Annotated in this window: 17 protein-coding genes; 8 read left to right on the forward strand and 9 right to left on the reverse strand. The window is 53.1% G+C overall.

What is annotated here, in order from left to right:
• Positions 1-27: 27 nt before the first annotated feature.
• Both ACMVME_RS12785 and lipA read left to right on the forward strand, forming a co-directional pair.
• Positions 28-981: a YbeF family transcriptional regulator gene (locus ACMVME_RS12785; protein ID WP_020885001.1), complete on the forward strand. Its 954-nt coding sequence runs from the start codon at positions 28-30 to the stop codon at positions 979-981.
• A gap of 207 nt (positions 982-1,188) precedes the next feature.
• Positions 1,189-2,154, forward strand: coding sequence for a lipoyl synthase (gene lipA, locus ACMVME_RS12790; protein ID WP_014169113.1), 966 nt, complete (start codon positions 1,189-1,191; stop codon positions 2,152-2,154).
• 81 nt (positions 2,155-2,235) lie between these two features.
• Here the strand turns inward: lipA and tatE are convergent, their stop codons facing one another.
• On the reverse strand, positions 2,236-2,439 hold the full coding sequence (tatE, locus tag ACMVME_RS12795) for a twin-arginine translocase subunit TatE (RefSeq protein ID WP_014169112.1): 204 nt from the start codon (positions 2,437-2,439) through the stop codon (positions 2,236-2,238).
• A gap of 126 nt (positions 2,440-2,565) precedes the next feature.
• The gene (locus ACMVME_RS12800) at positions 2,566-3,354 is read right to left on the reverse strand and encodes a deaminated glutathione amidase (RefSeq protein WP_032677679.1); all 789 of its coding nucleotides are present in this window, start codon (positions 3,352-3,354) and stop codon (positions 2,566-2,568) included.
• A gap of 67 nt (positions 3,355-3,421) precedes the next feature.
• Between ACMVME_RS12800 and crcB the strand changes: the two genes are divergently transcribed.
• Positions 3,422-3,805, forward strand: coding sequence for a fluoride efflux transporter CrcB (gene crcB / locus ACMVME_RS12805; RefSeq protein WP_014169110.1), 384 nt, complete (start codon positions 3,422-3,424; stop codon positions 3,803-3,805).
• A gap of 220 nt (positions 3,806-4,025) precedes the next feature.
• Here crcB and cspE read toward each other — a convergent pair whose 3' ends face one another.
• Together cspE and pagP are read right to left on the reverse strand one after the other, a co-directional pair.
• Complete coding sequence (gene cspE / locus ACMVME_RS12810) at positions 4,026-4,235, reverse strand: transcription antiterminator/RNA stability regulator CspE (protein WP_002439184.1); 210 nt, start codon at positions 4,233-4,235, stop codon at positions 4,026-4,028.
• 190 nt (positions 4,236-4,425) lie between these two features.
• Positions 4,426-5,043, reverse strand: a complete 618-nt coding sequence (gene pagP / locus ACMVME_RS12815) for a lipid IV(A) palmitoyltransferase PagP (protein ID WP_014169108.1) — start codon at positions 5,041-5,043, stop codon at positions 4,426-4,428.
• A gap of 495 nt (positions 5,044-5,538) precedes the next feature.
• Between pagP and dcuC the strand changes: the two genes are divergently transcribed.
• Together dcuC and rna are read left to right on the forward strand one after the other, a co-directional pair.
• On the forward strand, positions 5,539-6,906 hold the full coding sequence (gene dcuC / locus ACMVME_RS12820; RefSeq protein ID WP_020885003.1) for an anaerobic C4-dicarboxylate transporter DcuC: 1,368 nt from the start codon (positions 5,539-5,541) through the stop codon (positions 6,904-6,906).
• Between the two features lie 94 nt (positions 6,907-7,000).
• Positions 7,001-7,810 carry a ribonuclease I gene (gene rna / locus ACMVME_RS12825; protein ID WP_068795109.1) on the forward strand — a complete coding sequence of 270 codons (810 nt, stop codon included), beginning with the start codon at positions 7,001-7,003 and terminating at the stop codon, positions 7,808-7,810.
• Here the strand turns inward: rna and ACMVME_RS12830 are convergent.
• Together ACMVME_RS12830 and ACMVME_RS12835 are read right to left on the reverse strand one after the other, a co-directional pair.
• Positions 7,804-8,421 (reverse strand): flavin reductase family protein, encoded by a 618-nt coding sequence (locus ACMVME_RS12830; protein ID WP_025204679.1) that lies wholly within the window; start codon positions 8,419-8,421, stop codon positions 7,804-7,806. The genes rna and ACMVME_RS12830 overlap by 7 nt on opposite strands.
• Positions 8,422-8,510: 89 nt before the next feature.
• On the reverse strand, positions 8,511-9,341 hold the full coding sequence (locus tag ACMVME_RS12835; protein ID WP_020885006.1) for an alpha/beta fold hydrolase: 831 nt from the start codon (positions 9,339-9,341) through the stop codon (positions 8,511-8,513).
• Between the two features lie 253 nt (positions 9,342-9,594).
• Between ACMVME_RS12835 and rnk the strand changes: the two genes are divergently transcribed.
• Both rnk and yldA read left to right on the forward strand, forming a co-directional pair.
• Positions 9,595-10,005 (forward strand): nucleoside diphosphate kinase regulator, encoded by a 411-nt coding sequence (gene rnk / locus ACMVME_RS12840; protein ID WP_014169101.1) that lies wholly within the window; start codon positions 9,595-9,597, stop codon positions 10,003-10,005.
• A 137-nt stretch (positions 10,006-10,142) separates the two neighbouring features.
• A complete protein-coding gene (gene yldA / locus ACMVME_RS12845) occupies positions 10,143-10,232 on the forward strand; it encodes a small membrane protein YldA (RefSeq protein WP_271661446.1) in 90 nt (29 codons plus the stop codon).
• 9 nt (positions 10,233-10,241) lie between these two features.
• On the opposite strand, the gene ACMVME_RS12850 is transcribed toward yldA, so the two are convergent.
• Complete coding sequence (locus ACMVME_RS12850; RefSeq protein ID WP_414743445.1) at positions 10,242-11,480, reverse strand: zinc-dependent alcohol dehydrogenase; 1,239 nt, start codon at positions 11,478-11,480, stop codon at positions 10,242-10,244.
• Positions 11,481-11,660: 180 nt separating this feature from the next.
• On the opposite strand from ACMVME_RS12850, the gene uspG reads away from it, so the two are divergent.
• Positions 11,661-12,089 carry a universal stress protein UspG gene (uspG, locus tag ACMVME_RS12855; RefSeq protein WP_020885008.1) on the forward strand — a complete coding sequence of 143 codons (429 nt, stop codon included), beginning with the start codon at positions 11,661-11,663 and terminating at the stop codon, positions 12,087-12,089.
• A 60-nt stretch (positions 12,090-12,149) separates the two neighbouring features.
• On the opposite strand, the gene ahpF is transcribed toward uspG, so the two are convergent.
• Positions 12,150-13,715, reverse strand: coding sequence for an alkyl hydroperoxide reductase subunit F (gene ahpF, locus ACMVME_RS12860; protein ID WP_032681429.1), 1,566 nt, complete (start codon positions 13,713-13,715; stop codon positions 12,150-12,152).
• Positions 13,716-13,890: 175 nt separating this feature from the next.
• On the reverse strand, positions 13,891-14,454 hold the full coding sequence (gene ahpC / locus ACMVME_RS12865) for an alkyl hydroperoxide reductase subunit C (protein ID WP_008501015.1): 564 nt from the start codon (positions 14,452-14,454) through the stop codon (positions 13,891-13,893).
• Positions 14,455-14,596: the final 142 nt, after the last annotated feature.

Consider the following 14,596-nt stretch of genomic DNA (forward strand, 5'->3'; position numbering starts at 1 on the left):
TAATGTGAATGTATACGGAGTGAAAGCGTGGAGTATAATAATTTACCAGCCAAACGACTGAATGACCCAGGTGGTGAGGACAAGCCACAAATTTTTCGGACTTTACGTAATATTGATCTCAATTTGTTGACTATTTTTGAGGCAGTATATGTCCATAAGGGTATCGTTAATGCTGCGAAAATTCTTAATCTCACGCCTTCAGCAATAAGCCAGTCAATTCAAAAACTGCGCGCTATATTTCCCGACCCGTTATTTATTCGTAAGGGCCAGGGGGTTACGCCGACGGCCTACGCCACCCATCTGCATGAGTACATCAGCCAGGGGCTGGAGTCGATTCTGGGTGCGCTGGATTTAACCGGCAGCTATGACAAACAGAGAACCATCACTATCGGCTGCACCCCGTCTGTCGGCGTGCTGGTGATGCCCGCTATTTTTCAGGCGATAAAAGAGCATGTTCCCCAGCTCCTGCTGCGAAATGTGCCGCTCAACGAGCCTGATATTCAGCTTGCTCAGTTTCAGACCGACCTGATTATAGAAAGCGGCAGCTTTAGCGCCCGAGCGCTCGGACAACATGTCCTGTATGCGGATAACCTGGTGCTGGTGTGCCGCCAGCAGCATCCCGCCCTGAGCGGGCCGTTGACCATTGAAAATCTGCGCAACTACGATCATTCGTCTTTCATGACCGAAGGACAGTCCAACCATGCGCTGCGTCAGCGAATCGATGAGATATTCCCGGAACGCCAGATCAGCTTCAGTAGTTACAATATGTTCACCACTGCCTCCCTGATTGGCAGCAGCGACATGCTCTGCATCATGCCTTCGCGTCTGTATACCTTGTTGCGTAAATGTTGGCCGCTGGAGAGCATTCCTCTCAACCAGCTCAATGCGGAATCTATCGAGATTTCACTGCATTACAACAAACTCAGCTTGCGCGATCCGGTGCTGGAAAACGTTATCCGCGTCATCCGCCAGGCCTTCTGACTGGTTGATACAGCACAAGCCCCTGTCCCCTGCCGGGCAAAACGCACAAAACAACAACTATTTTACAAATTGGCGACCTGGCAGGCTGCTTTACCGACCGTTTCAATGATATACTGCCTGTCGTTCGTTCAAAAATAGTTGATAAATACAACATTCCCTTGAATAGAAACGCTTTCCTTCGATATTCGCAACTGGAACACGCACGCTATGAGTAAACCCATTGTGATGGAACGCGGTGTTAAATACCGCGATGCCGATAAAATGGCCCTTATCCCGGTTAAAAACGTGGCTACAGAGCGCGAAGCGCTGTTAAGAAAACCGGAATGGATGAAAATCAAACTTCCGGCTGACTCTTCGCGTATCCAGGGGATCAAAGCGGCGATGCGCAAGAACGGCCTTCACTCCGTCTGTGAAGAAGCCTCTTGCCCGAACCTTGCTGAATGTTTCAATCACGGTACCGCGACGTTTATGATTCTGGGTGCCATCTGTACCCGCCGCTGCCCGTTCTGCGATGTGGCTCATGGCCGCCCGGTAGCGCCCGACGCCAACGAACCTCAGAAACTGGCACAGACCATCGCCGATATGGCGCTGCGTTATGTCGTTATTACCTCCGTTGACCGTGACGATCTGCGTGATGGCGGTGCTCAGCACTTCGCTGACTGCATTACCGCTATTCGCGAGAAAAGCCCGAACATCAAAATTGAGACGCTGGTTCCAGACTTCCGCGGCCGTATGGATCGCGCGCTGGACATCCTGACCGCAACGCCACCAGACGTGTTTAACCACAACCTGGAGAACGTGCCACGTCTCTACCGTCAGGTACGTCCTGGTGCGGACTATAACTGGTCTCTGAAGCTGCTGGAGCGTTTTAAAGAAGCGCATCCCCATATTCCCACCAAGTCAGGCCTGATGGTTGGTCTCGGTGAAACGAATGCTGAGATCATCGAAGTGATGCGCGATCTGCGCCGCCACGGTGTGACCATGCTGACGCTGGGACAGTATCTGCAGCCAAGCCGCCACCACCTGCCCGTGCAGCGCTACGTGAGCCCGGATGAGTTTGATGAGATGAAAGCCGAAGCGATGGCGATGGGCTTTACCCACGCAGCCTGCGGCCCATTTGTTCGCTCCTCTTACCATGCCGATATGCAGGCAAAAGGCGAAGAAGTGAAATAAGACTGTAATATTCACTTACAGTAATACAAAAAAACCGGCCTCTTGAGCCGGTTTTTTTTCGCAAGCCCTCAGGCATTGCCGTTACTCTTTGTGAGAAAGCTTCTCTGCCGGGATGTCACCCTCGGCGCTTTTCTTCGCAGCCGCATCATCGTCGTTCATTGCTTTCTTAAAGCCTTTGATGGCGGCACCCAGGTCACCACCCAGCGTGCGTAACTTCTTGGTACCAAACAGCAGGACGACCAGTGCGGCAACCACCAGCAGTTTGGTAATACTAATCTCACCCATAGATACCTTCTTTACATAAACCAGGCTGCATTCAGCGCCAAAAACCTGATTGTATTAACGGTCATTTGACGCGTGCACACAATAGCAATCTGTAACAAGGTGAATCAAGCATTGTTGAAAAAAACATCACAATAATTGCGGTGGCGCAAACCGACGGTTGCGAAGAACCGGTAATTGCTGCCGTGCAAGCGTAATCCTCTCCCGCTGTAACTCTGTCATCAGCAAAACCGGGGCCTCCGCCGCAGCGGCTATCGTAACACCCAGCGGATCCACCACCCTGCTCTGCCCAATGTTCTTATTGCCGCACTCCCCCGAGGCCACAACATAACAGGTAGTATCCAGCGCACGCGCTGTAAGGAGCGTTGCCCAGTGATGCTCTTTAAGCGGCCCCTTGACCCACGCGGCAGGCACAACCAGCACGTCAGCCCCCTTTAACGCGAGCGTAAGTGCCAGCTCAGGAAAACGCAGGTCGTAGCAGGTCATCAACCCAATCTTAAAGCCATCGACATCAAGCAGCGGTGGGATGCTGTCTCCCGGATCCACCCGCCGCGATTCCTGAATGCTGAAGGCATCATAAAGATGGAGTTTGGCATAGCGCGCAACGATCGCGCCGTCACGGATGGCCACGAGCGTATTTACCGCTCGTCCTGCCGTCGAGGGGACATGCACCGTAAAGAGGGTGGTCAAACCATTGCCCGCACTTTCCGCCAGCAGGTGCTGTAAAAATCCGCCGTCCAGGGGCTGGGCAGACTTCACCGACAGGTCCGGGTCGTTGTCATCTCTTGCCAGCAGCGCCTCCGGCAGCACCAGCAAGGAAGCTTCTTTCAGGCGGGCCTGCCTCATCAGAGAGACACATTTATCTGCATTCTCTTGCCAGTCAGGCGTAACCGCAAACTGTCCTACCGCAACATACATATTTGTCCCCTCAGCAAAAACCGCGTTAAACTCGCCACTCTTACACATCAAATAGCAGGTATTTACAGTGTTACAACTACTTTTAGCCGTTTTTATTGGTGGGGGTACGGGTAGCGTTGCGCGGTGGTTTTTGAGTATGCGTTTTAATCCCCTGCATCAGGCTATTCCAATGGGTACGCTGGCGGCTAACCTGATAGGTGCTTTCATTATTGGCGTGGGGCTGGCCTGGTTTAACCGTATGACGCATATCGATCCCGTGTGGAAGCTATTGATTACCACCGGCTTTTGCGGCGGTTTAACCACCTTCTCAACGTTCTCGGCGGAAGTGGTTTTCCTGTTTCAGGAAGGGCGTGTCGGCTGGGCGCTGATGAACATTGCGATTAATATGCTCGGCTCCTTTGCGATGACGGGGATCGCATTCTGGCTATTTTCCTCCGCCACGACGCACTAACAGACGCTGCGTTAATGTTGGCTTAATTTTTCTCTGTCACTCTGAACGCAATACTGAACGAGGGTGACAGAATGAAACAGAACCTGATGAGCGCAGGTGTGGTGTTGTTGAGCGTGCTGATCGTTGCCAGCTTCCTCAAAATGTATCTGCTTAGCTGATTCAACGCGAAAAAAAACCCGCTCAGTGAGCGGGTTTTGAAATTCTTGCTGACGCGTCTGAATTACAGAGCGATTACGTTAGCAGCAGAAGGGCCTTTGGCACCGTTAGTGATTTCGAACTCTACACGCTGACCTTCAGCCAGAGTTTTGAAACCATTAGACTGGATTGCAGAGAAGTGTACGAACACGTCTTTGCTGCCATCTTCAGGAGTAATGAAACCGAATCCTTTGGACTCATTAAACCACTTAACGTTACCTTTAATCTTAGACATCAAAATTACCTTTACATTAAAAAACGACACAAATGCTGTGTCGGGTACCAGTACATCAATTGTGGGACCTTTTGTCCAGCGGTTCTTTGATAAAAAGTGACTAAAGTCGCGTTAATTTCTGCTGACGGTTTTTTATCTCAACGGAATCAACGACTGCACACTTTTTCACCAGTACGTGACGTTTTTTCAGTTAAAACTGAAAACGCATCCAGGCGAAGTAAACGTTACCGTTGTTGTATGTCCCCGGGATATAGGTCATCTGGAACGTTGCCGGACCATAGCCGATAGAGGCCAGAGGCAGCAGCACCGGAATCGGAATGTAGTTCCAGTTGTCGCGTGCGGTCACACCGGCGGTGTAGCCCAGCCCCACATGGAAGTTTTCATCGGCTAACGGACGCCAGGTTTTCTCCCAGCCATAACCCCCGATCGGTTCCCATTTGTTAAAGGAATCTTTAAAGGCCATCAGATAGATGCCATGCCAGTTCCCTTTTTCGTCCCAACGCGACTGACCAAAACCAGCCCCCCACGGGCGCTCGTTATATTTGTCAGTCTTTTCTTTGTCATAGGCAAAACGCGCATGCCACGTTATTGCCGGAACATACAGGTCATAATGCTCTGGCGCAGTCCAGGTCTGCGACACATTATCAGTGAAGGTGGAGAACCAGCCTTTATCGGTTGCATTGCTCTCGGCGTGTGCAACAGACGACAATGCTAACTGCCCAAAAATAAACAACAAAATGAGGAAAAATTTATTACGTACAATCACAATGCAATTACCATTCTTAGTATTCGAGGCAAAGTTTACCATAAAATAGTTTAATCAAAGCTTAACAGCATCAGCGTTATTCCTAATTAATCAGCTTCTTCCTGGGAATATTCTGAGAGGAACATACCTTCACGCCATAATAAGCACAACAAAAGTAAGCCTTTATTAGGCTTTAATACGCTGGATAACCCAACCAACGCCAGCAATGACGGTCTCCAGGGCCCGTCCCGGAGGGCTGCCGGCAGCCATTAAAAACCCAGTTCCCAAAGGGTTTTTGCCTTTTCTTTCTGCGGCGAATTTAAACCCACAAAATATTTAACAACCCATTATCATTTAATTGACATATAGTGATATCTATACCGGTCAATATGCGCATGAGATAAATGCCGGGGCTATGGCAAAAATACCGTTAATATCTTCTTTAGTAGTCTGTTTATTGATTTTAATCAGCAAGGACAGAACATTAATTCGGCACATTTCATCCTTCTTTTTTATTGATTATTTGTGCTCTCGGGCAGCAAGGATACAGGGGAAACCATGCTTACGTTTATCGAGCTCCTTATCGGAGTCGTCGTCATTGTCGGTGTAGCGCGCTACATCATTAAAGGTTACTCGGCCACAGGGGTGTTATTTGTCGGCGGGCTAACCCTGCTCATTATCAGCGCCATCATGGGCCATCAGGTGTTACCGGCCAGCGCAGACAGTACGGGCTACACCGCCACTGACATTGTTGAATACATTAAAATCCTGCTCATGAGCCGCGGTGGCGACCTGGGTATGATGATCATGATGCTGTGCGGTTTTGCGGCGTACATGACCCATATCGGCGCGAATGATATGGTGGTTAAACTGGCCTCCAAACCGCTGCAGTACATTAACTCCCCCTATCTGCTGATGGTCGCGGCCTATTTCCTTGCCTGCCTGATGTCTCTCGCCGTGTCGTCCGCCACCGGTCTGGGCGTACTGTTAATGGCTACCCTGTTCCCGATTATGGTTAACGTCGGTATCAGCCGCGGCGCGGCCGCCGCGATTTGCGCCTCGCCAGCCGCCATTATTCTTTCCCCCACCTCCGGTGATGTCGTGCTCGCAGCCAAAGCCGCTGAGATGTCGCTTATCGACTTTGCGTTCAAAACCACGCTGCCCATTTCTATCGTCGCCATTGTCGGCATGGGCATCGCACACTTCTTCTGGCAGCGTTATCTCGATAAGAAAGAGAACATCAGCCACGAGATGCTGGACGTGAGTGAAATCACCACCACCGCGCCAGCGTTTTATGCCATTCTGCCGTTCACACCTATTATTGGCGTGCTTATTTTTGACGGTAAATGGGGCCCGCAGCTGCACATCATCACCATTCTGGTGATCTGCATGCTGCTGGCCGCCCTGCTGGAGTTTGTGCGTGGGTTTAACACGCAGAAAGTCTTCTCGGGTCTGGAAGTGGCCTATCGCGGTATGGCGGATGCGTTTGCAGGGGTCGTTATGCTGCTGGTTGCAGCAGGCGTCTTCGCTCAGGGCCTGAGCACCATCGGCTTTATTCAGAGCCTGATTTCCATCGCCACCTCGTTCGGCTCGGCCAGTATTATCCTGATGCTGGTTCTGGTGGTGCTGACCATGCTGGCCGCCATGACCACCGGTTCAGGTAACGCGCCGTTCTACGCCTTTGTTGAGATGATCCCGAAACTGGCTCACTCCTCAGGCATTAACCCGGCCTATCTCTCCATCCCCATGCTGCAGGCGTCAAACCTCGGTCGCACCATTTCGCCGGTATCGGGTGTGGTTGTAGCCGTTGCCGGGATGGCAAAAATCTCGCCTTTTGAAGTGATCAAACGCACCTCCGTCCCCGTGATTGTGGGGCTGATTATCGTGATTATTGCTACGCAGGTGCTGGTACCCGGCGCAGCTTAAGCTAAATTCCTGATATCCAGAAAGCGCCTGCGGGCGCTTTTTGTGCTTTAATAATTTCCAGAAATTATTCATGCTCATTCGATCAGGAAATCACATGTTCAGGAAGGATATCGTTATTCCGTCTGGCGCAATCGCGCTGGCACTCTGTGTATTCTCCGCACAGGCCGACCCACTCAAGGCAACGCAGTATGGCGATTTCGATCGCTACGTTCTGGCTCTTTCCTGGCAAACCGGGTTCTGCCAGAGCATGGCCGACCGTAACCGTAACGAGCCCGAAGAGTGCCGTTTACAAAAAGAGAGTAATAACAAAACCGATTTTCTGACTGTGCACGGATTATGGCCGGGGCTGCCAAAGTCTGTTGCCGCACGGGGGGTGGATGAACGTCGCTGGATGCGTTTTGGCTGCGCAACCCGTCCAATCCCGAACATGCCGGAGGTGAAGGCCAGCCGCAAATGCGCTGCCGCCGAAACCGGACTGTCGCTTTCAGGTGCTGCTAAGCTGAACAGCGTTATGCCGGGTGCTGGCGGTAACTCCTGCCTGGAACGCTACGAATATGCCAAACACGGCGTGTGCTTTGGTTTTGATCCTGACGCGTATTTCGGCACGATGGTGCGCATGAATCAGGAGATAAAAAACAGCGCGGTCGGCAAGTTCCTCGCCGATAACTATGGAAAAACCGTAAGCCGCAGCGACTTTGACAGCGCCGTGGCCAAAGGCTGGGGCAAGGAGAATGTCAAAGCGTTCAAGCTTACCTGTAATGGCAACCCGTCCTACCTGACTGAAATGCAGATCTCACTGAAGGCAGACACCATTAATAACCCGCTTTCTGCAACCTCATTTGCTCCGCAGCCACACCCGGGTAACTGCGGAAAACAATTCGTCATTGATAAAGCCGGTCACTGATTGACGATCGGTCGGGTCATGTCAAACCGGTGCTCGTCACTGATGCCATAGTAAGCCGTCGGCCCACCCGCACGCAGGATGGGCTGCGCTTTCGCCGTCTGATAAATCCCCTCTTCCAGCAACGTTTCGGCGATGTGAATACCCACCACTTCGCCGAGCACCAGCCAGGTATCAACCGGTGTGCCGTCGGCCCCGGTAAGCTGAATACACTGCGACAGGCGACACTCAAAGTTAACCGGGCTTTCTGCCACCCGCGGGGCGTTCACCAGCTGGCTGGCCGCTGGCGTTAATCCCGCAAAGGTAAATTCATTTTCATCGTGGGGAAGCATAGCCGAGGTCGCATTCATCGCTTCAGCCAGATCGCGCGTCGCCAGGTTCCAGACAAACTCGCCGGTTTCGGTAATATTACGCACGCTGTCTTTCCAGCCGTTGCTGGAAAAACCGATGATGGGCGGACGATAGTTAAAGCAGTTAAAGAAGCTATACGGCGCGAGATTCAGCTGACCGGCGTTGTCGCACGAGGAGATCCAGCCAATCGGGCGTGGGCCAATAATCGCGTTCAGTGGGTCATGCGGCAGGCCGTGTCCCAGAGAAGGTTGATAGAAATACATAGTGCTCTCTTAATGGTGGGGCAGACACGAATTGCGTTTCGCTCAGTACCCTGGATCAGGACACTCAGCGTAACGCAATCCGCCAGGAATTAAGACTGAATAAATTTCAGCAAATCGTCATTGATCTGGTGCTTATGCGTGGTGCATATGCCGTGAGAACCCCCGGCATAGACCTTCAGTTCAGCGTTCGGCAGGATCTCTGCAGCCACCCGACCACAGGTCTCGATCGGGACTATCTGGTCGTCGTCGCCGTGGATCACCAGCGTCGGGATAGTCATCTTTTTCAGATCTTCACGCAGATCGGTTTCAGAGAACGCTTTGACGCAGTCATACAGCGCCTTGATCGACCCCTGAAGCCCCTGCTCAACAAAGCTCTCCCGCACCGCTTTGGACTCTTTCGCCCCCGGGCGGTTATAGCCATAAAACGCCTCGGTCAGCGCATAGAAGAAAGCCGCACGATCGTTAATCACGCCTTCCCGAATACCATCAAACACCTCTTTCGGCACACCGTTCGGGTTGAAATCGGTTTTGATCATAATCGGTGTCACGGCACCAATAAGTACCGCTTTCGCCACGCGATCCGTACCGTGGCGACCAATATAGCGCGCCACTTCGCCACCGCCGGTTGAATGCCCCACGTGAACAGCGTCTTTCAGATTCAGACGCGCCGTCAGCTCAGCCAGATCGTCGGCGTACTGATCCATATTGTGCCCATCCCACGGCTGCGCTGAGCGGCCATGTCCGCGGCGGTCATGTGCAATTACGCGAAATCCTTTTGACCCCAGGTATAACATTTGGTCTTCAAAGGCATCCGCCGTCAGCGGCCAGCCGTGGCTAAACACCACGGGTTGCCCGCTTCCCCAGTCTTTAAAATATAAATAACTGCCGTCTTTCAACGTAATTTTGTCGTAATCGCTCATGAGATCTCCTGAGAAGAAACACTGAATGCGGATAGTCGCCCACAGGGGCGCTTAAAAAGAATAATGCAAATTGGCAAGGGAGCACGTTTTTCACCGAAAATTCATATGACCCATGAATGTGACCTGTATCACTTCAAAGTTGTGCGCTCAGCCAGTATCATCAGAAGAGTTAAACCCTCGCTGCCAGACGGCGAGGGTTTTCTTTTGGATTGGTTTCTGCGTTACACGCAGCATTAACGACATGGAGTAAAAAATGTCCAGACCCACCATCATCATCAATGAGCTTGACGCAGAACGTATTGACAGACTGCTGGAAAAAGCAGAATTCGCTTCGCTTCCGGTGGCTGACGCCCTGAATGAAGAGCTTGACCGGGCGCAGATGTGCACGCCTGAATCCATGCCGCACGACGTGGTCACCATGAACAGCCGGGTTAAATTCCGTAACCTGGCCACCGGTGAAGAGCTGACCCGAACGCTGGTCTACCCGGCGCAGATGACCGACAGCAGCGCACAGCTTTCGGTCCTTGCCCCTGTGGGTGCCGCGCTTCTTGGTCTGCGTACAGGAGACACCATCAACTGGGCGTTGCCAGGCGGTGCCGCGGCGCATCTGGAAGTGCTGGAGCTGCTCTACCAGCCAGAAGCCGCGGGCGACTACCTGCGTTAACCCCATCTGAACAAACGCTCCCGCGTTGCACAGAGGATGCACCCGCATCCTCTTTCCGCAAATTCACCCGATTATCCTATATCGCCCGAAAACCCCTTAACCCACGCTTAATCTGTTTGGGTGCCGCGGGGACGGTCATGAGTGAGATAGTGGTTATCACACTTATTTTTCTCATTATTCTGGCGATCATCGTCATGGCGGTGCTTTATCTTGAGCGTCATCGGTAAGCGATAATCTCACGCCACCCCACCCGGGAAAGCATTGACCAGGCCTTTCACCTGCTGTGCCGCCGCGTCAGGCGTTTCCGCTCCCGGCACCAGAATGACCTTGCGGCACTCCTCCTCCCGTTTTTCGAAAATCTTGTAGGCGCGTTCCGCATCCGCCAGCGGCAGATAGTGGGTCACAATCTCCTCCGGCGTAAGCAGCCCTTTTTCGATAAGCGGCAGCAACTCGCCCAGCCAGGCGTGGACGTGTGTCTGCCCCATCCTGAAACTCAGCCCTTTATCGAAGGCATCGCCAAACAGGAAGCCGTGAATAAACCCGGCGTAAACGCCAGGAACGCTGACAACGCCGCCGCGCCGGACAGCCGCGATACACTGCCGCAGCGCTTTGCCGCTGCTGCCTTCAATTTTAAGGTTGCTGAGGATTGTTTCCGTGGTGCTGCCTTTGGCTTCGAACCCGACGGCATCAATCACCGCATCGACACCACGCTGGCCGGCAGTTTGCTCAATGATTTTTTCGGCGGCATCGCTATCATCATCAAAGTTGACAGGGATTGCGCCGTAGCGCGCCTGAGCGAATCGCAGGCGATACGGGTGATGGTCGATAACGAAGATCTGTTCCGCCCCGAGCAGTCGCGCGCAGGCAATGGTCAGCAACCCCACCGGCCCGGCGCCGAACACGGCCACGCTCGATCCTTTGTCGATCTGCGCATTTTTTGCCGCCTGCCAGGCGGTGGGTAAAATATCTGACAGGAACAGCGCTTTGTCATCGGACAACAGCGGCGGCACCTTGAACGGCCCAACGTTACCCTTCGGTACGCGAACATATTCCGCCTGGCCTCCCGGCACGCCGCCGTAGAGATGGCTATAGCCAAACAGCGCGGCCGGCGCGGGAATCTGCTTTTTGTTCAGCGCGGCGCCCTGCCCAACGTTGGTCGTCTCGCAGGCCGCGTATTGCTGCAGACGGCAGAAGAAACAGTCACCGCAGGCAATCACAAACGGGATAACCACGCGATCGCCCTTCTGTAAACTCTTCACCTCCCTGCCGCACTCAACGATTTCCCCCATAAATTCATGACCAAAAATATCGCCGTGTTGCACCTTCGGGATTTTGCCGCGATAGAGATGCAGATCGGACCCGCAAATCGCCGTAGCCGTGACCCGCAGAATAATATCGTCTGGCTGTTCAATGATGGGATCGGGGACATTCTCGACGCGAACATGATGTGGGCCGTGATACGTGAGTGCTTTCATGCAACCTCCGAAAGGATCCAGGACAGTGTATAAAGGGTAGCTACCCCAGAAGACTTGCCCGTGATGACGGATCTTTTGAGATTTTTCCTGGCGAGATCAAAAAGTGGCGCCGCGCTTACAGAAACCATTCATATTTTGTGGTTGAATGAATTCAGCGTTTATAAACAAGGAGAAACGGGTATGTATCAGACAATCATTATGCCGGTTGATGTTTTCGAGATGGAGCTGAGCGACAAGGCCGTACGCCACGCGGAGTTCCTGGCGCAGCAGGACGGGATCATCCATCTTTTACACGTGTTACCGGGTTCCGCCAGCCTGAGTCTGCACCGCTTTGCCGCCGATGTACGTCGCTTCGAAGAGCATCTTCAGCACGAAGCTGAAAATCGTCTACAAACCATGGTCGGGCATTTCAGCATCGACCCTTCACGTATCAAAACTCACGTCAGGTTCGGTAGCGTGCGGGATGCCGTTAATGAACTGGCCAATGAACTGAAAGCAGACGTCGTGGTGATCGGTTCCCGTAATCCTTCCATTACCACCCACCTGCTGGGTTCTAACGCGTCGAGCGTGATCCGTCACACCCACATTCCGGTGATGGTCGTCAGGTAAAAAAAAAGAGGCCACCTTTCGGTGGCCTCTTGCTGTTGCAGGTGTAGTCTTGCTTTCTTTTTATGCCGTTTTGGTGCGAATCAGATAATCGAACGAGCTCAGAGACGCTTTCGCCCCTTCACCGGTGGCAATGATGATCTGTTTGTACGGAACCGTGGTGCAGTCCCCTGCCGCGAACACCCCTTTCACGCTGGTTTCGCATTTCGCATCGATAATAATTTCGCCCATCCGGTTGCGCTCAATCGCGCCGTCCAGCCAGGTGGTGTTTGGCAACAGACCAATCTGTACGAAGATCCCCGCCAGCGCCACGCTATGCACGTCACCGCTCACGCGGTCGCGGTATTCCAGACCGGTCACTTTGCTGCCGTCACCTTTCACTTCCGTGGTCTGCGCATTCAGCACGATATCGACGTTTTTCAGGCTACGCACTTTGTCCTGCAGCACCTGGTCCGCTTTCATCTCTGGGGCGAACTCCAGCAGGGTGACGTGTTCAACGATACCCGCCAGGTCAATCGCCGCTTCCACACCGGAGTTACCGCCGCCGATCACCGCCACGCGTTTACCTTTAAACAGCGGGCCGTCGCAGTGCGGGCAGTAGGTGACGCCTTTGGTGCGATACTGATCTTCACCCGGGACGTTCATGTTGCGCCATTTGGCGCCGGTGGCAATGATAATGCTGCGCGCTTTCAGCACCGCGCCGGAGGCGGTTTCAATCTGGTGTAACCCCCCTTCAACCGCGGCCGGAACCAGCTTGCTGGCGCTCTGGCTGTCGATCACATCCACTTCATAATCGCTGACGTGCGCCTTCAGTGCGCCAGCCAGTTTCTGGCCTTCGGTCTTCGGCACAGAGATGTAGTTTTCGATATCCACGGTGTCGAGCACCTGGCCACCGAAGCGTTCGCCCATCAGGCCGGTACGAATGCCTTTACGGGCGGAGTAAACCGCCGCCGCCGCGCCCGCCGGGCCTGAGCCGACAATCAGAACATCATACGCGTCACGTTTGTTCAGCGCTTCTGCCGCACGTTTTTCGGCACCCGTGTCCACTTTGGCAACGATTTCGGTCAGCGTCATACGGCCCTGGCCAAACTCCTGACCGTTCATAAAGACCGCCGGAACGCCCATGACGTTACGATCGGTGATTTCGTTCTGGAACGTACCGCCGTCAATCGCCGTGTGCTTAATGCGCGGGTTCAGCACCGACATCAGGTTCAGCGCCTGCACCACGTCCGGGCAGTTATGGCAGGAGAGTGAGTAATAGGTTTCAAACTCAAAATCGCCGTCAATATCGCGGATCTGCTCGAGCAGCGCCTGCGCCTCTTTTGACGGATGACCACCGGTCCACAGCAGTGCCAGCACCAGCGAGGTAAATTCGTGGCCCAGTGGAGAACCGGCAAAACGCGGCCCCTGGTCAGAACCCGGATTGGTGATCAGGAAGGAGGGCTTGCGCACCGCCAGACCGTTATCTTCTTTGAAGGTCACGTTCGGTGACAGTTCGGCGATCTCTGCCAGCAGTTCCTTGATCTCTGCCGATTTAGCGCTGTCGTCCAGCGTGGCAATCAGCTCAACAGGTTTGGTCAGTTTCTCAAGGTAGGCCTTGAGCTGGGTTTTCATATTGGTGTCGAGCATTATTCTTCCCTCTCTAAAAACGTCATCATGCAAGCTGCCTTATTCGGGCGGCCTGAATGCAACTTGCATCATGGTGCTGGAATAAAATGGGCGCGGGCGCGCCCATTACGACTGTCATTTCCGGAGCCTGTCGCGTCAGAGCAGGCGATGCTCTGCGCGAAAGACGGCGGGAAACTTAGATTTTGCCAACCAGGTCTAAAGACGGTGCCAGAGTCGCTTCGCCTTCTTTCCATTTCGCCGGGCAAACTTCACCTGGGTGAGAAGCAACGTACTGCGCCGCTTTCACTTTACGCAGCAGGTCAGAAGCATCACGGCCGATACCTTCAGCGGTAACTTCGATTGCCTGGATAATGCCCTGCGGGTCAACAACGAAGGTAGCACGGTCAGCCAGGCCTTCATCTTCACGCATGTTGTCGAAGTTACGGGTCAGGGCGCCAGTCGGGTCGCCGATCATCGCATATTTGATTTTCGCGATGGTTTCAGAGCTGCTGTGCCATGCTTTGTGGGTGAAGTGGGTGTCGGTAGAAACAGAGTAAACGTCTACGCCCAGCTTCTGCAGTTCGTCGTAATGGTCTGCAACGTCACCCAGTTCGGTAGGGCAAACGAAGGTGAAGTCAGCCGGATAGAAGAAGAAGACGCTCCAGCGGCCTTCGGTATCTTTCTCGGTCACTTCGATGAATTCACCGTTTTTGAACGCCTGGTTTTTGAAAGGTTTAATTTTGGTATTAATCAAAGACATCTGTACTTCCTCCGTGTTTTCGTTGAGATGTAAGGTAACCAACTTTCGCCGGGTGGGCTAATGCGTTTGCTTTATCAAATCAATCAGCCATACCTAACAACCCGAACAAGACAACGTGATGAACTGAATTAACGAAAAGCCA

Source organism: Enterobacter cloacae complex sp. 2024EL-00711 (assembly GCF_047529885.1).
Lineage (GTDB): Bacteria > Pseudomonadota > Gammaproteobacteria > Enterobacterales > Enterobacteriaceae > Enterobacter > Enterobacter ludwigii.

Excerpts from the sequence above, each read along its gene's own strand:
- pagP (WP_014169108.1), bottom strand. The coding sequence starts at position 5,043 with ATGGTAAACTTTGCCTCGAATACTAAGAATGGTAATTGCATTGTGATT.
- lipA (WP_014169113.1), top strand. The coding sequence starts at position 1,189 with ATGAGTAAACCCATTGTGATGGAACGCGGTGTTAAATACCGCGATGCC.
- dcuC (WP_020885003.1), top strand. The coding sequence starts at position 5,539 with ATGCTTACGTTTATCGAGCTCCTTATCGGAGTCGTCGTCATTGTCGGT.
- ACMVME_RS12800 (WP_032677679.1), bottom strand. The coding sequence starts at position 3,354 with ATGTATGTTGCGGTAGGACAGTTTGCGGTTACGCCTGACTGGCAAGAG.
- ACMVME_RS12850 (WP_414743445.1), bottom strand. The coding sequence starts at position 11,480 with ATGAAAGCACTCACGTATCACGGCCCACATCATGTTCGCGTCGAGAAT.
- tatE (WP_014169112.1), bottom strand. The coding sequence starts at position 2,439 with ATGGGTGAGATTAGTATTACCAAACTGCTGGTGGTTGCCGCACTGGTC.
- ACMVME_RS12835 (WP_020885006.1), bottom strand. The coding sequence starts at position 9,341 with ATGAGCGATTACGACAAAATTACGTTGAAAGACGGCAGTTATTTATAT.
- ahpC (WP_008501015.1), bottom strand. The coding sequence starts at position 14,454 with ATGTCTTTGATTAATACCAAAATTAAACCTTTCAAAAACCAGGCGTTC.
- ACMVME_RS12830 (WP_025204679.1), bottom strand. The coding sequence starts at position 8,421 with ATGTATTTCTATCAACCTTCTCTGGGACACGGCCTGCCGCATGACCCA.
- uspG (WP_020885008.1), top strand. The coding sequence starts at position 11,661 with ATGTATCAGACAATCATTATGCCGGTTGATGTTTTCGAGATGGAGCTG.
- rna (WP_068795109.1), top strand. The coding sequence starts at position 7,001 with ATGTTCAGGAAGGATATCGTTATTCCGTCTGGCGCAATCGCGCTGGCA.
- cspE (WP_002439184.1), bottom strand. The coding sequence starts at position 4,235 with ATGTCTAAGATTAAAGGTAACGTTAAGTGGTTTAATGAGTCCAAAGGA.
- ahpF (WP_032681429.1), bottom strand. The coding sequence starts at position 13,715 with ATGCTCGACACCAATATGAAAACCCAGCTCAAGGCCTACCTTGAGAAA.
- yldA (WP_271661446.1), top strand. The coding sequence starts at position 10,143 with ATGAGTGAGATAGTGGTTATCACACTTATTTTTCTCATTATTCTGGCG.
- rnk (WP_014169101.1), top strand. The coding sequence starts at position 9,595 with ATGTCCAGACCCACCATCATCATCAATGAGCTTGACGCAGAACGTATT.